At 72.0% G+C, this 15,943-nt stretch carries 15 protein-coding genes and 2 tRNA genes; 12 read left to right on the top strand and 5 right to left on the bottom strand.

Going from position 1 to position 15,943, the window contains the following annotated elements:
- The 6 genes from NS184_RS03420 to NS184_RS03395 all read left to right on the top strand — a co-directional run bounded on the left by NS184_RS03420 (nucleotide 1) and on the right by NS184_RS03395 (nucleotide 5,817).
- Nucleotides 1–996, top strand: coding sequence for an ABC transporter permease (locus NS184_RS03420; protein WP_058724735.1), 996 nt, complete (start codon nucleotides 1–3; stop codon nucleotides 994–996).
- Entirely contained in the window at nucleotides 993–2,711 is a 1,719-nt protein-coding gene (locus NS184_RS03415) for an ABC transporter ATP-binding protein (RefSeq protein WP_242862957.1), read from the top strand. The genes NS184_RS03420 and NS184_RS03415 overlap by 4 nt, the downstream gene beginning before the upstream one ends.
- A gap of 146 nt (nucleotides 2,712–2,857) precedes the next feature.
- The gene (locus NS184_RS03410) at nucleotides 2,858–3,949 is read left to right on the top strand and encodes an ATP-binding cassette domain-containing protein (protein ID WP_083513418.1); all 1,092 of its coding nucleotides are present in this window, start codon (nucleotides 2,858–2,860) and stop codon (nucleotides 3,947–3,949) included.
- A gap of 77 nt (nucleotides 3,950–4,026) precedes the next feature.
- Nucleotides 4,027–4,974 (top strand): D-isomer specific 2-hydroxyacid dehydrogenase family protein, encoded by a 948-nt coding sequence (locus tag NS184_RS03405; protein WP_152998037.1) that lies wholly within the window; start codon nucleotides 4,027–4,029, stop codon nucleotides 4,972–4,974.
- Between the two features lie 111 nt (nucleotides 4,975–5,085).
- Nucleotides 5,086–5,158: transfer RNA gene (locus NS184_RS03400), tRNA-Asn, on the top strand.
- 176 nt (nucleotides 5,159–5,334) lie between these two features.
- Nucleotides 5,335–5,817, top strand: coding sequence for a hypothetical protein (locus NS184_RS03395; protein ID WP_058724733.1), 483 nt, complete (start codon nucleotides 5,335–5,337; stop codon nucleotides 5,815–5,817).
- 61 nt (nucleotides 5,818–5,878) lie between these two features.
- Here NS184_RS03395 and def read toward each other — a convergent pair whose 3' ends face one another.
- Complete coding sequence (gene def, locus NS184_RS03390) at nucleotides 5,879–6,454, bottom strand: peptide deformylase (RefSeq protein ID WP_058724732.1); 576 nt, start codon at nucleotides 6,452–6,454, stop codon at nucleotides 5,879–5,881.
- 39 nt (nucleotides 6,455–6,493) lie between these two features.
- Here def and NS184_RS03385 point away from each other — a divergent pair, with 39 nt between their 5' ends.
- From NS184_RS03385 to NS184_RS03360, 6 genes are all read left to right on the top strand, one after another.
- Nucleotides 6,494–7,408 (top strand): DMT family transporter, encoded by a 915-nt coding sequence (locus tag NS184_RS03385; RefSeq protein WP_193750381.1) that lies wholly within the window; start codon nucleotides 6,494–6,496, stop codon nucleotides 7,406–7,408.
- A 135-nt stretch (nucleotides 7,409–7,543) separates the two neighbouring features.
- Entirely contained in the window at nucleotides 7,544–8,755 is a 1,212-nt protein-coding gene (locus NS184_RS03380; protein ID WP_058724731.1) for a glycosyltransferase, read from the top strand.
- Nucleotides 8,756–8,769: 14 nt separating this feature from the next.
- Nucleotides 8,770–8,844, top strand: a tRNA-Ile gene (locus NS184_RS03375).
- 232 nt (nucleotides 8,845–9,076) lie between these two features.
- Nucleotides 9,077–10,207 carry an AI-2E family transporter gene (locus NS184_RS03370; protein WP_083513417.1) on the top strand — a complete coding sequence of 377 codons (1,131 nt, stop codon included), beginning with the start codon at nucleotides 9,077–9,079 and terminating at the stop codon, nucleotides 10,205–10,207.
- A complete protein-coding gene (locus NS184_RS03365; protein ID WP_058724730.1) occupies nucleotides 10,204–11,010 on the top strand; it encodes a DUF1684 domain-containing protein in 807 nt (268 codons plus the stop codon). Before NS184_RS03370 ends, NS184_RS03365 begins: the two co-directional genes overlap by 4 nt.
- A gap of 167 nt (nucleotides 11,011–11,177) precedes the next feature.
- Nucleotides 11,178–11,657: a DUF3145 domain-containing protein gene (locus tag NS184_RS03360; protein WP_083513421.1), complete on the top strand. Its 480-nt coding sequence runs from the start codon at nucleotides 11,178–11,180 to the stop codon at nucleotides 11,655–11,657.
- A gap of 463 nt (nucleotides 11,658–12,120) precedes the next feature.
- Here NS184_RS03360 and fabF read toward each other — a convergent pair whose 3' ends face one another.
- The 4 genes from fabF to NS184_RS03340 all read right to left on the bottom strand — a co-directional run bounded on the left by fabF (nucleotide 12,121) and on the right by NS184_RS03340 (nucleotide 15,875).
- The gene (gene fabF, locus NS184_RS03355; RefSeq protein WP_058724728.1) at nucleotides 12,121–13,365 is read right to left on the bottom strand and encodes a beta-ketoacyl-ACP synthase II; all 1,245 of its coding nucleotides are present in this window, start codon (nucleotides 13,363–13,365) and stop codon (nucleotides 12,121–12,123) included.
- Nucleotides 13,366–13,565: 200 nt separating this feature from the next.
- Nucleotides 13,566–13,814 (bottom strand): acyl carrier protein, encoded by a 249-nt coding sequence (locus NS184_RS03350; RefSeq protein ID WP_022903951.1) that lies wholly within the window; start codon nucleotides 13,812–13,814, stop codon nucleotides 13,566–13,568.
- An 85-nt stretch (nucleotides 13,815–13,899) separates the two neighbouring features.
- Complete coding sequence (locus NS184_RS03345) at nucleotides 13,900–14,889, bottom strand: beta-ketoacyl-ACP synthase III (RefSeq protein ID WP_058724747.1); 990 nt, start codon at nucleotides 14,887–14,889, stop codon at nucleotides 13,900–13,902.
- Nucleotides 14,890–14,933: 44 nt separating this feature from the next.
- A complete protein-coding gene (locus NS184_RS03340; RefSeq protein WP_058724727.1) occupies nucleotides 14,934–15,875 on the bottom strand; it encodes an ACP S-malonyltransferase in 942 nt (313 codons plus the stop codon).
- Between the last annotated feature and the right edge of the window lie 68 nt (nucleotides 15,876–15,943).

The raw sequence follows: 15,943 nt of genomic DNA, 5'->3' as shown, positions 1-15,943 counted from the left end.
ATGGCCGACACCGCCCTCGTCGACCGCCACGAGCCGCTGTGGAAGCGCCTGCCCGTGGTCGTCCAGCTCCGCAGGAGCACCGGCTGGCAGCGCGCCATGCTCATCACGGGCGTGGTCATCTGCGCCCTGTACCTCATCGTCGCGATCGCCGCACCGCTCATCGCCCCGTACGGCTTCGGCCAGCTGCAGGGCGCCGACGGCCAGGGCTTCCCGCGCACGGCTGCCCCGAGCCCGGAGCACATCTGGGGCACCACGGTCGGCGGGTTCGACGTGTTCAGCCGCGTCGTCTACGGCGCCCGCACGGCCGTGCTCGTCGTCATCGTGGCCGTCATCGTGTCGATCACGATCGGTGTGGTCCTCGGCATGGTCTCCGGATACCTCGGCGGGTGGCTCGACCGGGTCCTGGTGGTCGTCGCCGACGCGATCTACGCGTTCCCGTCGCTGCTCCTCGCGATCGTCGTCTCGATCGTGGTGTCGGGCGGCAACTCGAGCTACGCGGGCGGCATCATCGCCGCGGCGATCTCGATCACGGTGGTGTACGTGCCGCAGTACTTCCGGGTCGTCCGCGCCGAGGCCGTCCGCCTGAAGAACGAGGCGTTCGTCGAGTCGGCCCGGGTCATGGGGACCAACCCGTGGCGGATCATGACCCGGCACGTCCTGCGCAACAGCACGCGGAGCCTGCCGCTCATCCTCACGCTGAACGCGAGCGACGCGATCCTGACGCTCGCGGGCCTCGGCTTCCTCGGGTTCGGCATCGGCCCGACCGCGGGCGCGGAGTGGGGCTACGACCTCAGCCGCGCACTGTCCGACGTCGCGTCGGGCGTGTGGTGGACGGGTGTCTTCCCGGGTGTGGCGATCGTCGTGCTCGTGCTCGGCGTGACGTTCATCGGGGAGAGCCTCAACGACATCTCCGACCCCCGTCTGCGCGCCCGCCGCCGGCTGAAGCAGCTGGTGTCCCGCAAGCAGGCGGCCAGCACGGAAGGAGCGGCCGCATGACGGACGCAACGAACGCGCCGGGGGCGAGCAAGCGCCTCCAGGCCGGCGACACCACGACCGAGGCGGTCGCCGTCGTCGACGACCTGACCGTCACCTTCGCGACCGACAACGGTGCCGTCGACGCCGTCAAGGGCGTCAGCATCGACGTCCGGCCGGGCGAGGTGCTCGCGCTGGTCGGCGAGTCCGGTTCCGGCAAGTCCGTCACGGCCCGCAGCATGCTCCGGCTCATGCCCGAGACCGCAACGCTCGGCGGGGCCGTGTACCTCGACGGCACCGACGTGGTGAGCGTCGGCGCGCAGAAGCTCCGTGAGCTGCGCGGCACCGCGGGCGCCATGGTCTTCCAGGAACCGTCGACCGCGCTCAACCCGGTCTTCACGGTCGGGTGGCAGATCGCCGAGGGCCTGCGCGCCCACGGTGGCGTCTCGAAGAAGGAGGCCCGGGCGAAGGCGATCGACTACCTCCGCCGCGTGGGCATCCCCGACCCGGAGGAGCGCGTCGACCACTACCCGCACCAGTTCTCCGGCGGGCAGAAGCAGCGCGTCGTCATCGCGAGCGCACTGGCCCTCGAACCGAGCGTCATCATCGCCGACGAGCCGACCACCGCGCTCGACGTGACCGTGCAGGCTGAGATCCTCGACCTCCTCCGGCGCTGCCGCGACGAGTTCGGCGCGGCGATCGTCATCATCACGCACAACATGGGCGTCGTCGCCGACCTGGCCGACCGCGTCGCCGTGATGTACCAGGGCGAGATCGTCGAGGAGGCCCCGGTCCGCGACCTCTTCGCGAACCCGCAGGCCGACTACACGAAGCGGCTGCTCGCCGCGGTGCCCCGACTCGAGTCCTCGACGGGCACGGCCCGCCGCGCCGCGATCTCCGAGGACGTCGAGCCGCTCGTGTCGGCGACGGGGCTCGAGATCGAGTACCCCGGCCGGCTCGGGTCGCACGCGTTCAAGGCGGTCAAGGGCGTCGACCTCGCGATCCGCCCCGGCGAGGTCCTCGGTCTCGTGGGGGAGTCCGGCTCGGGCAAGACCACCATCGGGCGGGCGATCGCGGGCCTCACGCGGATCACGGGCGGCTCGCTCAACGTCCTCGGCACCGAGATGCTCGGCTACCGGGAGCGCGACTTCAAGCGGCACCGCAAGGACATCGGGTTCGTGTTCCAGGACCCGGCGACGTCCTTCAACCCGCTGCTCACGATCGCGGAGTGCGTCGCCGAGCCCCTCGTCGTGCACGGCGAGGTCCGCAGCCCGCGTGCTGCCCGGAAGCGGGTCGACGAGCTGCTCGAAGCGGTGCAGCTGCCGGCGGCGTACGGCGACCGCTACCCGCACGAGCTCTCCGGCGGGCAGCGCCAGCGCGCGTCGCTGGCGCGGTCGCTCGCGCTCCGGCCGAAGCTCCTCATCGCCGACGAGCCGACGAGTGCGCTCGACGTGTCGGTGCAGGCACGGGTCCTCGAGCTCTTCCTCGAGCTCCAGCAGGACCTCGGGTTCGCGTCGCTGTTCATCAGCCACGACCTCGCCGTGGTCGGCGCGCTCTCCGACCGGATCGCGGTGCTCTACCGCGGCGACCTCGTGGAGACCGGCACGACCGCGCAGGTCCTCGGCGCTCCGCAGCACCCCTACACCCAGCGCCTCCTGGCGTCGCTCCCGGTGCCGGACCCGGCCGAACAGGCCGAGCGACGGCGTACGCTGGAGGCACTGGAGAACGTCGGGTCCTGACCCGACCGGACCGGCCTGGAGGCGCGACCCGCGTCGACGACGCGAGTCGCGCCTCCAGGCGGTCGCCTCCACTGCTGTGCACACGCGGCGACGTCTCCCACGTCGCCGCGCGGACCGCCGCCAGGGGGCGGCGTGGAAGGGGACCCATGATCGCGGTGAACGGCCCGGCGGTCGTCGCGGACGACGTGTCGATCGAGTACCGGAGCGGGCGAGCGGGGGAGCCGATCCGCGCGGTCGACGGCGTCAGCATGTCGCTGCGGCAGGGGGAGATCCTCGCGGTCCTCGGCGAGTCCGGGTCGGGCAAGTCGACGCTCGCGGCGGCGATCGCCGGGCAGCTCGGCGCGCACGGCGAGGGCGAGGGCGCGTACCGGCGCCAGATCGTCGGCGGCGAACTGACCGTCCTCGGGCAGAAGACCCGCGGACTCCGGGCGTCGTCGCGGAAGCTCGACCGGCTGAGCGGGCGGATCGGGTACCTCCCGCAGGACGGCGCCGACCGGCTGAGCCCCGACCTCACCGTGGGCGAGGCCGTCGCCGAACCGATCTACGTGCGCGACCGCCGCTTCGACCGGAAGGAAGCGGGGCTCATGGTCGCCCGGCTGCTCGACGCCGTGCACCTGCCGCTCGGGTCCATGCGCCTCAACACGTGGGAGCTGTCGAGTGGTCAGCGGCAGCGGGTCGCCCTGGCGCGTGCCCTCATCCTCGAACCGCAGCTGCTCGTCGCCGACGAACCGGCGCGCGGCGTCGACGTGCTCGTCCGCCAGTCCGTCCTGGAGGCCCTCGCGAACCTGCAGCGGAACCGCCAGTTCTCGGCGATCGTGGTGTCGAGCGACCTCCGCGAGGCCCGAGCCCTCGCCGACCGCGTCGCCGTCATGGCGGACGGTCGGCTCGTCGGGCTCGGGACGTTCGACGAGGTGCTCGACAACCCGGTCGACCCGTACGTGAAGACCCTCGCCTCCACGGCATCCCGCCCGGTCAAGCGACGGCCCGCCGGAGCCGGTGCCGCCGCGGCACCGTCGTCGCCCCGTCGATCGTCGGCGCCGCGGCGGCCCGGCTCGAGCCCGTCGGGGGCTGCGGCACCGTCCGGCGCGGGCTCGTCGACCGGGTCCGGCTCCTCCGGGTCCGGCTCGTCGGCCGCGTCCGGCTCGTCGGCCGCGTCCGGATCCTCGGCCGTCAGGGGCTCGTCGCTCGGCGTCCCCGCTGCGACCGTCGCTCGGCTCGAACGGCAGGAGCAGGCGTGAGCGCCACGCCCGGTCGCGCCGCCGCGCCAGCGGGGGTCCGCGGGCACCGCGCGGTCGTCACCGACGCCGGAGCTCCGCTGCCCGTCGCCCCGCCGCAGGCCGGCCCCGTCGCCGTCCTGCCCGCCGAGGCCGACCTGCACGTCTCCGCCGTCGTCGAGGCCGGTGGGACCGTCGCCCCGCTCGGTCCCGACACCCGCGGGATCGTCTGGCTCGACCCACGCGACCCGGACGGACTCGCGTCAGCGCTCGACGATGCTCCCGACGTGTCCTGGGTGCAACTCCCGTTCGCCGGGGTCGACGCCTTCGCCGGGCTCATCGAGGCGCACGGGGACCGCGTCCTGTTCACCTCCGCCAAGGGCGCGTACGCCGAGCCGGTGGCCGAGCACGCCCTCGCGCTGACCCTCGGCACGCTCCGGGTACTGCAGAAGCGGGCACGGGCGACCTCCTGGGCGACCGAGCCCGAGGGTGTGTCGCTGTACGGGAGGAACGTCGTCGTGGTCGGCGCCGGCGGCATCGCGCTCGAGTACATCCGGCTGCTGCGGCCGTTCGACGTGCACGTGACCGTCGTGCGGCGGTCGTCGGCCCCGGTGGAGTCCGCCGACCGCACGGTGTCGACCGACCAGCTCGACGAGGTCCTGCCCGACGCCGACGTCGTGATGATCGCCGCCGCGATGACCTCCGGGACGTCGAAGCTGTTCGGAGCGCACCAGTTCGGGCTCATGAAGGACTCGGCGCGGCTCGTGAACATCGCACGAGGTGGACTCGTGGACACCGACGCACTGGTGGCCGCACTGCGGGACGGCTCGATCGCTGCCGCGGGACTCGACGTGACCGACCCGGAGCCGCTGCCGGACGGCCACCCGCTCTGGAGTGAGCCCGGGGCGATCATCACGCCGCACCAGGCAGACACACCGGAGATGGTGGCGCCGCTCCTGGCCGAGCGCGTGCGGGCGAACACGGTCGCGTTCCTCGGCGGGGAGGGCACGGGCTACGTCGGTGTCGTGGACCCGGCCGCGGGCTACTGAGTCGGTCGTCCGCCGTCACTGCAGCCCGCCACGCCCGGGGTGTGCTCCCGATGCGGTGAGCGGGGTCCGCGTGCTGCTATGCTGTTACCCGTTGTTCAGCAGAGCAACTGATCCTCGATAGCTCAATTGGCAGAGCAGCCGGCTGTTAACCGGCAGGTTGTTGGTTCGAGTCCAACTCGGGGAGCGACAGACCCCCACCGTTCGCGGTGGGGGTCTTTTGCGTGCGCGGCGCGCGTGGGTGTCGGCGGGGATGGGTGTGAGGGTGTGCGGGGCTGCACGAGACTCGGGTGGTCTGCGCTGGACTCGGGTGGTCTGCGCTGGACTCGGGTTGTGCGCGGGGGAGCCTGTTAGCGTTCTCAGGTGCGCTCGATCCGGCCCGTCCTCACCCTGGCGCTCGCCGTCGCGGCGAGCGTGCTGCTGAGCGCGTGCACGTCGGCCGAGGCCGACCCCGAGGAACCGTCGAACACCCGGGCCGCGGGCGCAGCGGTGACCGGCACCGCGCCGGTCATGTTCGCCTTCACGTGCCGCACGGGCAAGGGCGACGCGACCGAGACCTACACGACGTACTCCGCCGTGTGGGAGGACCGTCGGGCATCGTGCACGGCGACCCGCACCACCGGGAGCGCGATGTCCGACCAGCAGGCCGACGCGGTCCGCGCTGCTGACGGCACAGCGACGCTCGACGAGCTCGCGGCTTGGTGCGCGGTGCGGGGTGCCGGACCGTGGGCCGAACCGGTCCGCACGGCGCACGCTGCGCAGCGTGCCGCGGGTCTGCTCGCCTACTGTCCCGGTCACCCCGAGCACGACCGCCTGCGGGAGGCGCTGGCGACCTACCGGGGGTGAGCCGTGCCTCCAAGCCGGACTGCCAGCGTGCAGAGCGGCCGCGCGCCGCGGCGCGGGCTGATCAGCCCTCCGGGTGGTCGCGCCCGGGCAGCCACGACTTGCCCGGTCCGCCCCAGCTGTTCTTCCGGATGGCCTTCGTGACCTGCTTGCCGTAGGGGTGCCCGAGTCGGTCCGCGTAGAGGTAGCCGTCGAGGTGGTCGTACTCGTGCTGGAAGACGCGGGCGAGCCAGCCGTGGGCCTCGACCTCGAACGGATCGCCGTGCTCGTCGACGGCGCGGAGGAGCGCGCCCGCTGATCGCCGGAGGGGGAAGCGCTCACCGGGGATCGAGAGGCACCCCTCGGACTCGTCGTCCTCGTCGAGTTCCTCCACAGCCTCGGGGACCGGGGGAGTGATCCACAGGACGGGGTTGACCGCCGCGCCGCGGTGCAGGACCTCGTCATCATCGGTCCATGAGTAGACGAAGAGCCGCTTCCCGACCCCGACCTGCGGACCGGCGAGACCGACACCGGGCGCCAGGTCCATCGTCTCGAACATGTCCGCCACGAGCTCGCGGAGTGCGTCGTCGAACTCGGTCACCTCCGTGGCGCGCTCGTGGAGGACGGGTTCACCGGTGATGCGGATCGGGAGGACGGCCATTCACCCAGGTTATCCGGCGAGGACCGGTAGCCTCGACGCGTGACGACGGACCTCCCGCTCCCCGACGCGGTCAGCAACCTGACCCCGTTCCAGGCGCTCATGATCCCCGTCGCACTGCTCGGTGCGGTGTTCCTGTCGCTCGGCGCGCAGTTCCAGAGCCGTGGCGTCCAACGGGTCGAGGCCCGGCTCGGGCGGCAGTCGAAGGGCCTCAGCGTCCGGCACGTCCTCGCACTCGTGTCGAGCGGGTACTGGGTGCTCGGCACGCTCATGCTCGGGCTTGCCGTCGTGCTGCAGCTGTTCAGCATCGCCAACGCGCCGCTGATCGTCGTGCAGCCGCTCGGCGCCGTCGCGCTCGTCATCACGACGTGGTTCTCCTCGCGTGCCAGCGGTGTCCCACTCGGGCGTCGGGCGCGCCGTGCGGTGTGGACGTGCATCATCGGTGTCGGCATCTTCGTGGCCATCGCCGCGTTCGTCGGGCGCGAGAGCGCCATCACGCGCCAGCAGTTGATCACGGTGCTGGTGATCCTCGCGGTCGTGCTCGCGCTCGTGCTCGTCTCCTTCCGCTTCGTCGCGCAGCACCGCAACGCGCTGTACTACATCGTGGGCGCCGGCGTGCTCTACGGCTTCGTGGCGACCCTGGCGAAGGTCGTGCTGAACCGCCTGCTCAACGGCACGTTCGACTGGCTCACGGCCGTCGCCATCCTCGGCGTGGTGGTCGCCGCGTCGCTCGGCGGGTACTTCGTGCAGAACGCCTACTCGAGCGGCTCCGCCGACCTCGTCATCGCCGGGCTCACCGTCATCGACCCGATCGTCGCCGTCGGCATCGGCGTGATCGTCCTCGACGAGGCGACCGGCGCGCCCGTCGGTGCGGTGCTCGGGTTCGTCGTCGCGGCGGCGATCGCGATCACCGGGGTGTTCCTCCTCGCGAAGCACCACCCCCAGACCCGGTCCTGACGTGCACGGCCCTGACCTGTGCGGCACCCGCGTGCGCAGCTCGGGGTCCTCCGCGAGGCGGACGCCGGGCCGAGAGCGCGTACGGTAGCGTTCCACTCCGACCAGGACACCGCCCACGAGAGGACCTTGCCCGCCGTGTCAGCAGACGCCACCAACGCCACCGCCGAGTCGACGGGTGCGACGGCCGGACGCCGACCGCTGCGGGTGCTCATCGCGGCGGACACCTTCCCGCCCGACGTGAACGGCGCCGCGACGTTCGCCGAGCAGCTCGCCGTCGGGCTGGCCGAACGGGGGCACGAGGTCCACGTCGTGGCGCCCGCGTCCTCGAGCCACCACGGCACCTTCGAGGAGGAGCACCGTGGCGTCCAGCTCGTCGTGCACCGTCTCAAGTCGTACAAGTGGCCGACGCACGCCTGGCTCCGGTTCGTCTGGCCGTGGAGCGTCCGGAAGCTCACCGCTCCGATCCTCGATGCCGTCCGGCCCGACGTGGTGCACATCCAGTCGCACATCGTCGTCGGTCGCGGGGTCGCTCGTGAAGCCCACGACCGCGGCATCCGGGTGGTGGCGACGAACCACTTCATGCCGGAGAACCTGCTCGACTACGTCCCGCTGAGCAAGAGGATCATCCCGACGGCCATCCGGATCGCCTGGCGCGACGCAGCGAAGACGTACCGCATCGCCGACGCCATCACGACGCCGACGAACCTCGCCGCCGACTACCTGCGCAAGGCCATCGCCGGACAGCGGGTCCTCGCGATCTCCTGTGGACTGGACGTCACCCGGTACGTCGCACGCGAGGGCCGTCCGGCGAACAACGAGATCGTGTTCGTCGGCCGTGTCGCGCCCGAGAAGAACCTCGACGTCCTGGTCAGGGCGCTGCCGCTGCTCCCACCGGAGCTGCACGCGCACCTGACCATCGTCGGCGGCGGCGAGATGATCCCGAAGCTCACCGCACTCGTCCGCGAGCTCGGCCTCGAGGACCGCGTGCGTTTCGCGGGGTTCGTGTCCGACGAGGACAAGCGCACCGCGCTCACCAACGCGACCGTCTTCGCGATGCCGTCGACGGCGGAACTCCAGAGCATCTCGTCGCTCGAGGGCATGGCGTCGGGGCTCCCGGTCGTCGCCGCCGACTCGATGGCACTGCCGCACCTGATCGACGGCAACGGGTACCTGTTCCGTCCCGGTGACGAACGCGACCTCGCCGACAAGCTCACGACCGTGCTCACCGCGTCGGACGAGGACTACGTCGCGATGCGGCAGCGGAGCCTCGCGATGATCCAGCCACACGACATCAACCGCACGCTCGCGACGTTCGAGGCGCTGTATCGTGGGGAACCGGTGGCCTGACGGGTCGCCGGCGAGGGGCGGTAGCCAAGCTGGTCAAGGCAGTCGGCTCATAACCGAACGATCCGCGGGTTCGAGTCCCGCCCGCCCTACGATCCGAAAGTGGGTCCGAGCAGCACACGAGACACGGCCCGGCCCACGATCCGAAAGCGGGTCCGAGCAGCACACGAGACCCGGCCCGCCCTACGATCCGAAAGCGGGTCCGAGCAGCACACGAGACACGGCCCGCCCTACGATCCCGACGCGGGTCCGAGCAGCACACGAGACACGGCCCGCCCCACGATCCCGACGCGGGTCCGAGCAGCACACGAGACAAGGCCGCCCATGCAGCTCCCACGGCGCAAGCCGCACGACCACGACCCCCTCGGACCGACCCCGAACGTCACGTTCGAGGTGACCCGCGGCGGCACCGGCGTGCGCGTCAACGCGTTCCGCATCGGCTTCATGGGCGCGATCGGTGTGCTCGTCGCCCTCGCGGCCGGCGCGGTGGTCCGGGAGCTCAGCACCGTCCTCGTCTACATCGGGGTCGCACTGTTCCTCGCGCTCGGGATCGACCCCCTCGTGTCGTTCCTCGAGCGCTTCATCCCGCGCTGGACCGCCATCCTCGCGGTGGTCGTCGCTGTGCTGGCGGCGTTCGTCGGGGTGATCTTCGCGGTCGTACCGATCCTGGTGCAGCAGGCGACGAACCTCATCCAGAACTTCCCCGAGATCATCCAGGACATCTCCCGACAGGACTGGTTCCGAGACCTCTCGAAGCAGTTGAGCGGGGCGTTCGACGTCGAGCACGCACTGCAGTCCGTGCAGTCCTTCGCCGAGGACCCGGGCAACCTGCTCAACCTCGGGGGCGGCATCCTCGCGGTCGGGGGCGGCATCCTGTCCGGGCTGACGGGCGCCCTCATCGTGCTCATCCTGATGCTCTACTTCCTCGCGTCCATGCGCGGCCTGAAGTCGATGACCTACCGGTTCGTCCCAGCGTCCCGCCGCGGGAACTTCGTGGACGTCAGCGAGCAGATCACCCAGGCGGTCGGCCGCTACGTCGTGGGCCAGATCTCGCAGGCGCTCATCAACGGCGTCCTCAGTCTGGTCTTCCTGCTCATCATCGGCGCCCCGCTGCCCGTGCTGCTGGCGTCCTTCGCGTTCCTCGGGTCGCTCATCCCGCTCGTCGGGACGCTCAGCGCCGCGGTCGTGATCTCGCTGCTGTGCCTGTTCGCCTCACCGGCGACGGCGCTGACAGCGGCGGTGTACTACCTCGTGTACATGCAGGTCGAGGCGTACGTCATCTCTCCGCGCATCATGTCCCGCGCAGTGCAGGTGCCGGGGGCCCTCGTGGTCATCGCCGCCGTCGCCGGCGGCACCATCGGCGGTGTGCTCGGCGCACTCGTGGCGGTGCCGATCGCAGCGTCGGTGATCATCATCGTCCAGAAGGTCATCTACCCGCGGCAACAGCAACTGTGACCGGCCTCGCCGAGCACATCGCCGACCGGGACCGCTGGGCACGCGGGCCCCGTGGGCCGCTCGCGCTCGTGAACGCGCAGCAGGTCGAGGTCGAGCAGCCCGTGTGGCCGGTGCCCGGGCGCTGGGCACCGGCACCGGGCGGCCTGACCGTCACCGCGGAGCTCGGGGACGGGGTGGTCGTCGACAGCGTCCCGGTCGACGGCACGGTCCTCGTCGCGGGCGACCACGCCGTCGTGCCGTCGGTGGTGTCCTTCTCGGACGGTCTCGCCGGCACGGTGACGGACCGCACGCTGCGCGTGTGGGACCCCTCCTCGGAGGCGATCGCCCGCTTCGCCGGGATCGCCCGCTTCGACCACGATGCGACGTGGGTCACCTCCGGGAGGTACGAACCGGTGCGCGACGGCCTGGAGGCTCGGGGCAGCGTCCTCGACGCCGCCGGCGTCCCGCTCCCGGTCGCCGGGCACGTCACCACCACCGTCGGCGACGTCGCCGTGCGCCTCGTGGCGGTCCGGTCCGCGGCGTTCCGCGGCTCCGCACGGCTGCAGCTCATCGTCCAGGACGCTACGAGCGCCCTTCCCGAGGACGATCCGTCGAGCACGTACTCGATGGGCCGCTTCCTGTACCTCGACGACCCGGGCGGACCCGCCGAGGTCGTCCTCGACTGGAACCGCGCCGTCCTGCCGCCGTGCGCATTCTCGTACCTCTTCGCCTGCCCGGTCCCGCCCGCCGAGAACCGCATCCCGGCGGCGATCGCGGCGGGGGAGCGGCACCCCGTCGACGCCTCCGGCGCGGTTCTGCACTGACGACGGTCCCGGCCTGGCGTTCCCAGCGCTGACGCTGCATAATGGGCGTGTCCGGCAGGACATCACAATCGCATACCGATGGTTCCGAGAACGGTTCCGAGTGCTCAGGTCGATGGGGAAGTCGCACCTGACGAATCGGAGGAACCGTGAACGGAACGACGACCGGGGTGCTCTACGTGCACTCCGCACCACGCGCGCTCTGCCCGCACGTCGAATGGGCGGCAGGTCGCGCGATGAACCGTGCCGTGAACTTCTCGTGGCTCGACCAGCCGGCGCAGGACGGCGCCCGACGCACCGAGTTCACGTGGACCGGCACGGTCGGCACCGGAGCCGCGATCGCCTCTGCGCTGCGCGGCTGGGAGCACCTGCGGTACGAGGTCACGGAGGAGCCGACCAGCGCTTCCGACGGCGGCCGGTGGATGCACACGCCCGACCTCGGGGTGTTCTACGCGCAGACCGACGTGACCGGCAACATGGTCGTCCCCGAGGACCGCGTCCGTTACGCCATGGAGGTCGCCGGCAGCAACGCGCTCGAACTCCACCGCGAGCTGCGTCTGGCGCTCGGCCAGGCCTGGGACGACGAACTCGAGCCGTTCCGCCACGCCGCCGAGGGCAATCCCGTCGTCTGGCTCCACCGCGTGGGCTGACCCACCCCCGCGCTTCCTCCGCTTCCCCGAACGCCGCCCGGCCTCGTGCCCGGCGGCGTTCGTCGTCCCCGGGCCGCCACGAGTCGCGCCGGGCGTCGTCCGAGACTCGGCTCAGCGGACAGTTCCGCGGCGTGGGACCCGCGAAAGTGTCCGGCTGGGCGAGACTCGGCTCAGCGGACAGTTCCGCGGCGTGGGACCCGCGAAAGTGTCCGGCTGGGCGAGACTCGGCTCAGCGGACAGTTCCGCGGTGTGGGACCCGCGAGAGTGTCCGGCTGGGCGAGACTCGCGGCGGCGGCGGCGGCGGCAGCAGCGGCGGCGGCACGGCACCAGACCGGCCACGCAACCAGCGGAGGCCCGCCCCGACGACGCGGGGCGGGCCTCCGGGCCGGAACGGACGCGACCGGCGCGACCGGCGCGACCAGGGCGACCGGCGCAACGAGGGCGACCGGCGCGACCGGCGCGACTACGCGTTGCGGAACGCGACCACGGCGTTGTGCCCGCCGAACCCGAACGAGTTGCTCACCGCGAGCAGGTCACCGTCGGGCAGCTGGCGCGGCTCGCGCGCCACGTCCATGACGATCTCCGGGTCCTGGTCGGTGAGGTTGATCGTCGGCGGCGCGACCCGGTTGTGCAGCGCGAGCACCGTGAACACGGCCTCGATCGCGCCGGCGCCGCCGAGCAGGTGCCCCGTCGACGCCTTCGTGGCCGAGACCACGACGTCGTCGAGGTGGTCGCCGAAGACACGGCGCATCGCGTGGTACTCGGCGACGTCGCCCACGGGCGTGGAGGTGGCGTGCGCGTTGACGTGGACGACGTCCTCGCGCGCGGCACCGGCGTGCTCGAGCGCCTGGAGGACGGCACGGGCGGCGGCGCTGCCCTCGGGGTCCGGCGCGGTGATGTGGAACGCGTCCGAGGTGATGCCGGCACCGGCGACCTCGGCGTAGATCGTCGCGCCGCGGGCCTCGGCGTGCTCCTTGGTCTCGAGGATGAGCGCCGCCGCGCCGTCGCCGAGCACGAACCCGTCACGCGTGACGTCGTACGGACGCGAGGCGGTCTCGGGCGAGTCGTTGCGACGCGACAGCGCCTGCATGGCCGCGAACGCGGCGAGCGGCAGCGGGTGCAGGGCGGCCTCGGCACCACCGGCGATGACGATGTCGGCCTCGCCGGTCGCGACGTGGCGGTACGCCTCGGCGAGGGACTCGGTGCTCGACGCGCACGCCGACAGGTAGGTGCGGGCACCGCCTCGGGCGCCGAACTCCATCTCGATGGCAGCCGCCGGGCCGTTCGCCATGAGCATCGGCACCGTCATCGGCATCACGCGGCGCGGGCCCTTCTCGCGGAGGGTGTCCCAGGCGTCGAGGAGCGTGTTGACACCGCCGATACCGGTCGCCCAGTCGACGACGAGACGCTCGGGCACGACGGACTCGGCGTCGATGCCGGCGTCGGCCCAGGCCTCGCGAGCGGCGATGAGCGAGAGCTGCGACGACGGGTCGAAGCGCTTGGTCTCCGGACGGGTGAGCTGGTCGGTGACGAAGCGGCGCGCCTGGCCGGCGAACTCGACGGGGAGCTCGAGCTCGGCGTAGCGCGGGTCTTCGATGCGGGTGATGCCGGACTTGCCGGCGAGCAGCGCCTCCCACGTCTCCGGGGCGGTCGCGGCGAGGGGCGTGATCGCACCGATCCCGGTGACGACGACGGTCTTGTTGGTCATGGAACGACGTGTTCTTTCGTGAGGACGTCCGGCCGCTCGTGGCGGTGCCGGACGGAGCCGGGTCGGACCGACGAACGCCGGGCCGGTTCGGACCGACGACGGTCGGGCCGGCGGACCGGTGCAGCCGGTCCGCGGTGGACGAGTCGAGCGCCACGGCCCGCGGCTGTTCCGCCGGGGCCGCGGCGCTCAGGAAGCTCGCGTCAGGCCTGCGCCTTGACGATGTAGTCGACGGCGTCGCCCACGGTCTTGAGGTTCTTGACCTCTTCGTCCGGGATCTTCACGTCGAACTTCTCCTCGGCGTTCACGACGATGGTCATCATCGAGATGGAGTCGATGTCGAGGTCGTCGGTGAACGACTTGTCGGCGGCGACGGTGTCGGTCGCGATGCCGGTCTCGTCGTTGATCAGCTCGGCCAGGCCGGCGAGGACTTCTTCGTTGGACAGGGCCATGGGGATTCTCCTTGAGGGGGTGTCGTTTGACCGTGGACCAGCCTAGGGCACGGGCCGTGCTCGTGCGCGGAGGCTCGGGGGGGGGCTAGGGGAGGACGACGACCTGGGCGCCGAAGACGAGACCGGCGCCGAAGCCGATCTGCAGGGCCAGGCCGCCGGACAGCTCGGGGTGTTCCTCGAGCAGTCGGTGCGTCGCGAGCGGGATGCTCGCGGCGGAGGTGTTGCCGGTGGTCGTGATGTCGCGGGCGATGGCCACCGTGTCGGGCAGACCGAGCTGCTTCGCGAACTCGTCGATGATGCGGATGTTGGCCTGGTGTGGCACGAACGCCGCGAGGTCCTCCGGGCGGACACCCGCCGCCTCGATCGCCTCGCGGGCGACCTTCACCATCTCCCAGACGGCCCAGCGGAACACCGTCTGACCGGCCTGCCGCATCGTCGGACGCGGCGCGCCGGCGGCCCACTCGTTGTAGGTCGCGGTCATGCCGATCGCGTCCCACTTCGATCCGTCGGATCCCCAGATCGTGGGAGCGATCCCGGGGAACTCGCTCGGACCGACGACGGCCGCACCGGCGCCGTCGCCGAGGAGGAACGAGATCGAGCGGTCGGTCGGGTCGACGACGTCGCTGAGCTTCTCGGCACCGATGACCAGCACGTGGTCGGCGAGGCCGGACTTGATGAACGAGTCGGCCTGCGCGATGCCGTACGCGTAGCCGGCGCACGCGGCGCTGACGTCGTACGCGGCCGCCGGGGTCGCCCCGATCCGCTCGGCGAGGAGCGACGCCATCGACGGGGTCGCGACCGTGTGCGTGACGGTGCTGACCAGGACGACACCGATCTGTGACGGCTCGATGCCGGCCTTCGCGATGGCTTCCCGTGCGGCGATCTCGGCGAGGTCGACCGCCTCGGTGTCGGCACCGGCACGCTTGCGCGTGACGATGCCGGTGCGCTGCCGGATCCACTCGTCGGACGAGTCGATCGGGCCGACCAGGTCGTCGTTCGGCACGACGTTCTCGCCGCGGGCCGCGCCGTAGGCGAGGATGCGGGTGAACTCGTGGCCGCGACGCTGCTGGAGCATCGGCCGGGAGGCACGGGTCGGTTCGGTGCTGTCGGTCGCGTCCGTCACGCGGTCGCCTCTGCTTCCGTCTTCGCGGCCTGCAGCAGCTCGATGGCTGCGGGCAGGTCGTCGGGGGTCTTGATCGCCACGGTCGGGGTACCGCGGAGACCGCGCTTGGCGAGGCCGACGAGGGCACCGGCCGGGGCCAGCTCGATGATGCCGGTGACGCCGGCGGCGGAGAACGACTCCATCACGGCGTCCCAGTGCACGGGGTTCGCGATCTGCTGCACCATCAGGTCGACGAAGCGTCGGCCGTCGTCGACGCGGGAGCCGTCGGCGTTCGTCCAGATCGGGAGCGTCGGGTCCTGCACCGCGGCGGCTGCGGCCACCGGGGCGACGCGCTCGACCGCCGGGCCCATGTAGCGCGTGTGGAACGCGCCGGCGACGGCGAGCGGCACGACCCGGGCCTTCGCCGGCGGGTTCGCGGCGAGGTCGGCGATAGCGTCGGCAGCGCCGGCGACCACGGTCTGGCCGCCGCCGTTGTGGTTCGCGGGCACGAGACCGCGGGCGTCGAGCGCGGCGGCGACCTCGTCGGCGTCGCCACCGAGGACCGCGGCCATCGAGGTCGGCTCGATGGCAGCGGCGTCGGCCATCGCGCGCCCCCGTTCGGCGACGAGCGTCAGGGCGTCGGTGGGCTCGAGGACGCCGGCGACGGCTGCGGCGGTGAACTCGCCGACCGAGTGTCCGGCCACGCCGCCGACCAGGTCACGGCGACCGTCTGCGAGCAGTGCACCGGCCGTGATCAGCCCGGCCGCCACGATCAGCGGCTGCGCGAGCGCGGTGTCCTTGATCGTCTCGGCGTCCGAGACGGTGCCGTGGGCGACCAGGTCGACGCCGAGGGCGTCCGACCAGGCTCCGACACGGTCACGGACTGCGGGGTCCTCGAGCCAGGGGGCGAGGAAGCCTGGGGTCTGGGAGCCCTGTCCGGGCGCGACGACGACGATCACCGGACAATCCTGCCGGGGACGGCACGCGGGGTCCGTGTGGACTTCCCACACGAATCCCCGCGCGACAT

Origin of the sequence: Curtobacterium luteum, assembly GCF_001475545.1 — a bacterium.
In the GTDB taxonomy this organism is placed as follows: Bacteria; Actinomycetota; Actinomycetes; order Actinomycetales; family Microbacteriaceae; genus Curtobacterium; species Curtobacterium luteum_A.
This window is presented reverse-complemented; position numbering and strand designations above follow the sequence as displayed.

Excerpts from the sequence above, each read along its gene's own strand:
- NS184_RS03420 (WP_058724735.1), top strand. The coding sequence starts at position 1 with ATGGCCGACACCGCCCTCGTCGACCGCCACGAGCCGCTGTGGAAGCGC.
- NS184_RS03415 (WP_242862957.1), top strand. The coding sequence starts at position 993 with ATGACGGACGCAACGAACGCGCCGGGGGCGAGCAAGCGCCTCCAGGCC.
- NS184_RS03410 (WP_083513418.1), top strand. The coding sequence starts at position 2,858 with ATGATCGCGGTGAACGGCCCGGCGGTCGTCGCGGACGACGTGTCGATC.
- def (WP_058724732.1), bottom strand. The coding sequence starts at position 6,454 with ATGGCCGTCCTCCCGATCCGCATCACCGGTGAACCCGTCCTCCACGAG.
- NS184_RS03370 (WP_083513417.1), top strand. The coding sequence starts at position 9,077 with ATGCAGCTCCCACGGCGCAAGCCGCACGACCACGACCCCCTCGGACCG.
- fabF (WP_058724728.1), bottom strand. The coding sequence starts at position 13,365 with ATGACCAACAAGACCGTCGTCGTCACCGGGATCGGTGCGATCACGCCC.
- NS184_RS03350 (WP_022903951.1), bottom strand. The coding sequence starts at position 13,814 with ATGGCCCTGTCCAACGAAGAAGTCCTCGCCGGCCTGGCCGAGCTGATC.
- NS184_RS03345 (WP_058724747.1), bottom strand. The coding sequence starts at position 14,889 with ATGCTCCAGCAGCGTCGCGGCCACGAGTTCACCCGCATCCTCGCCTAC.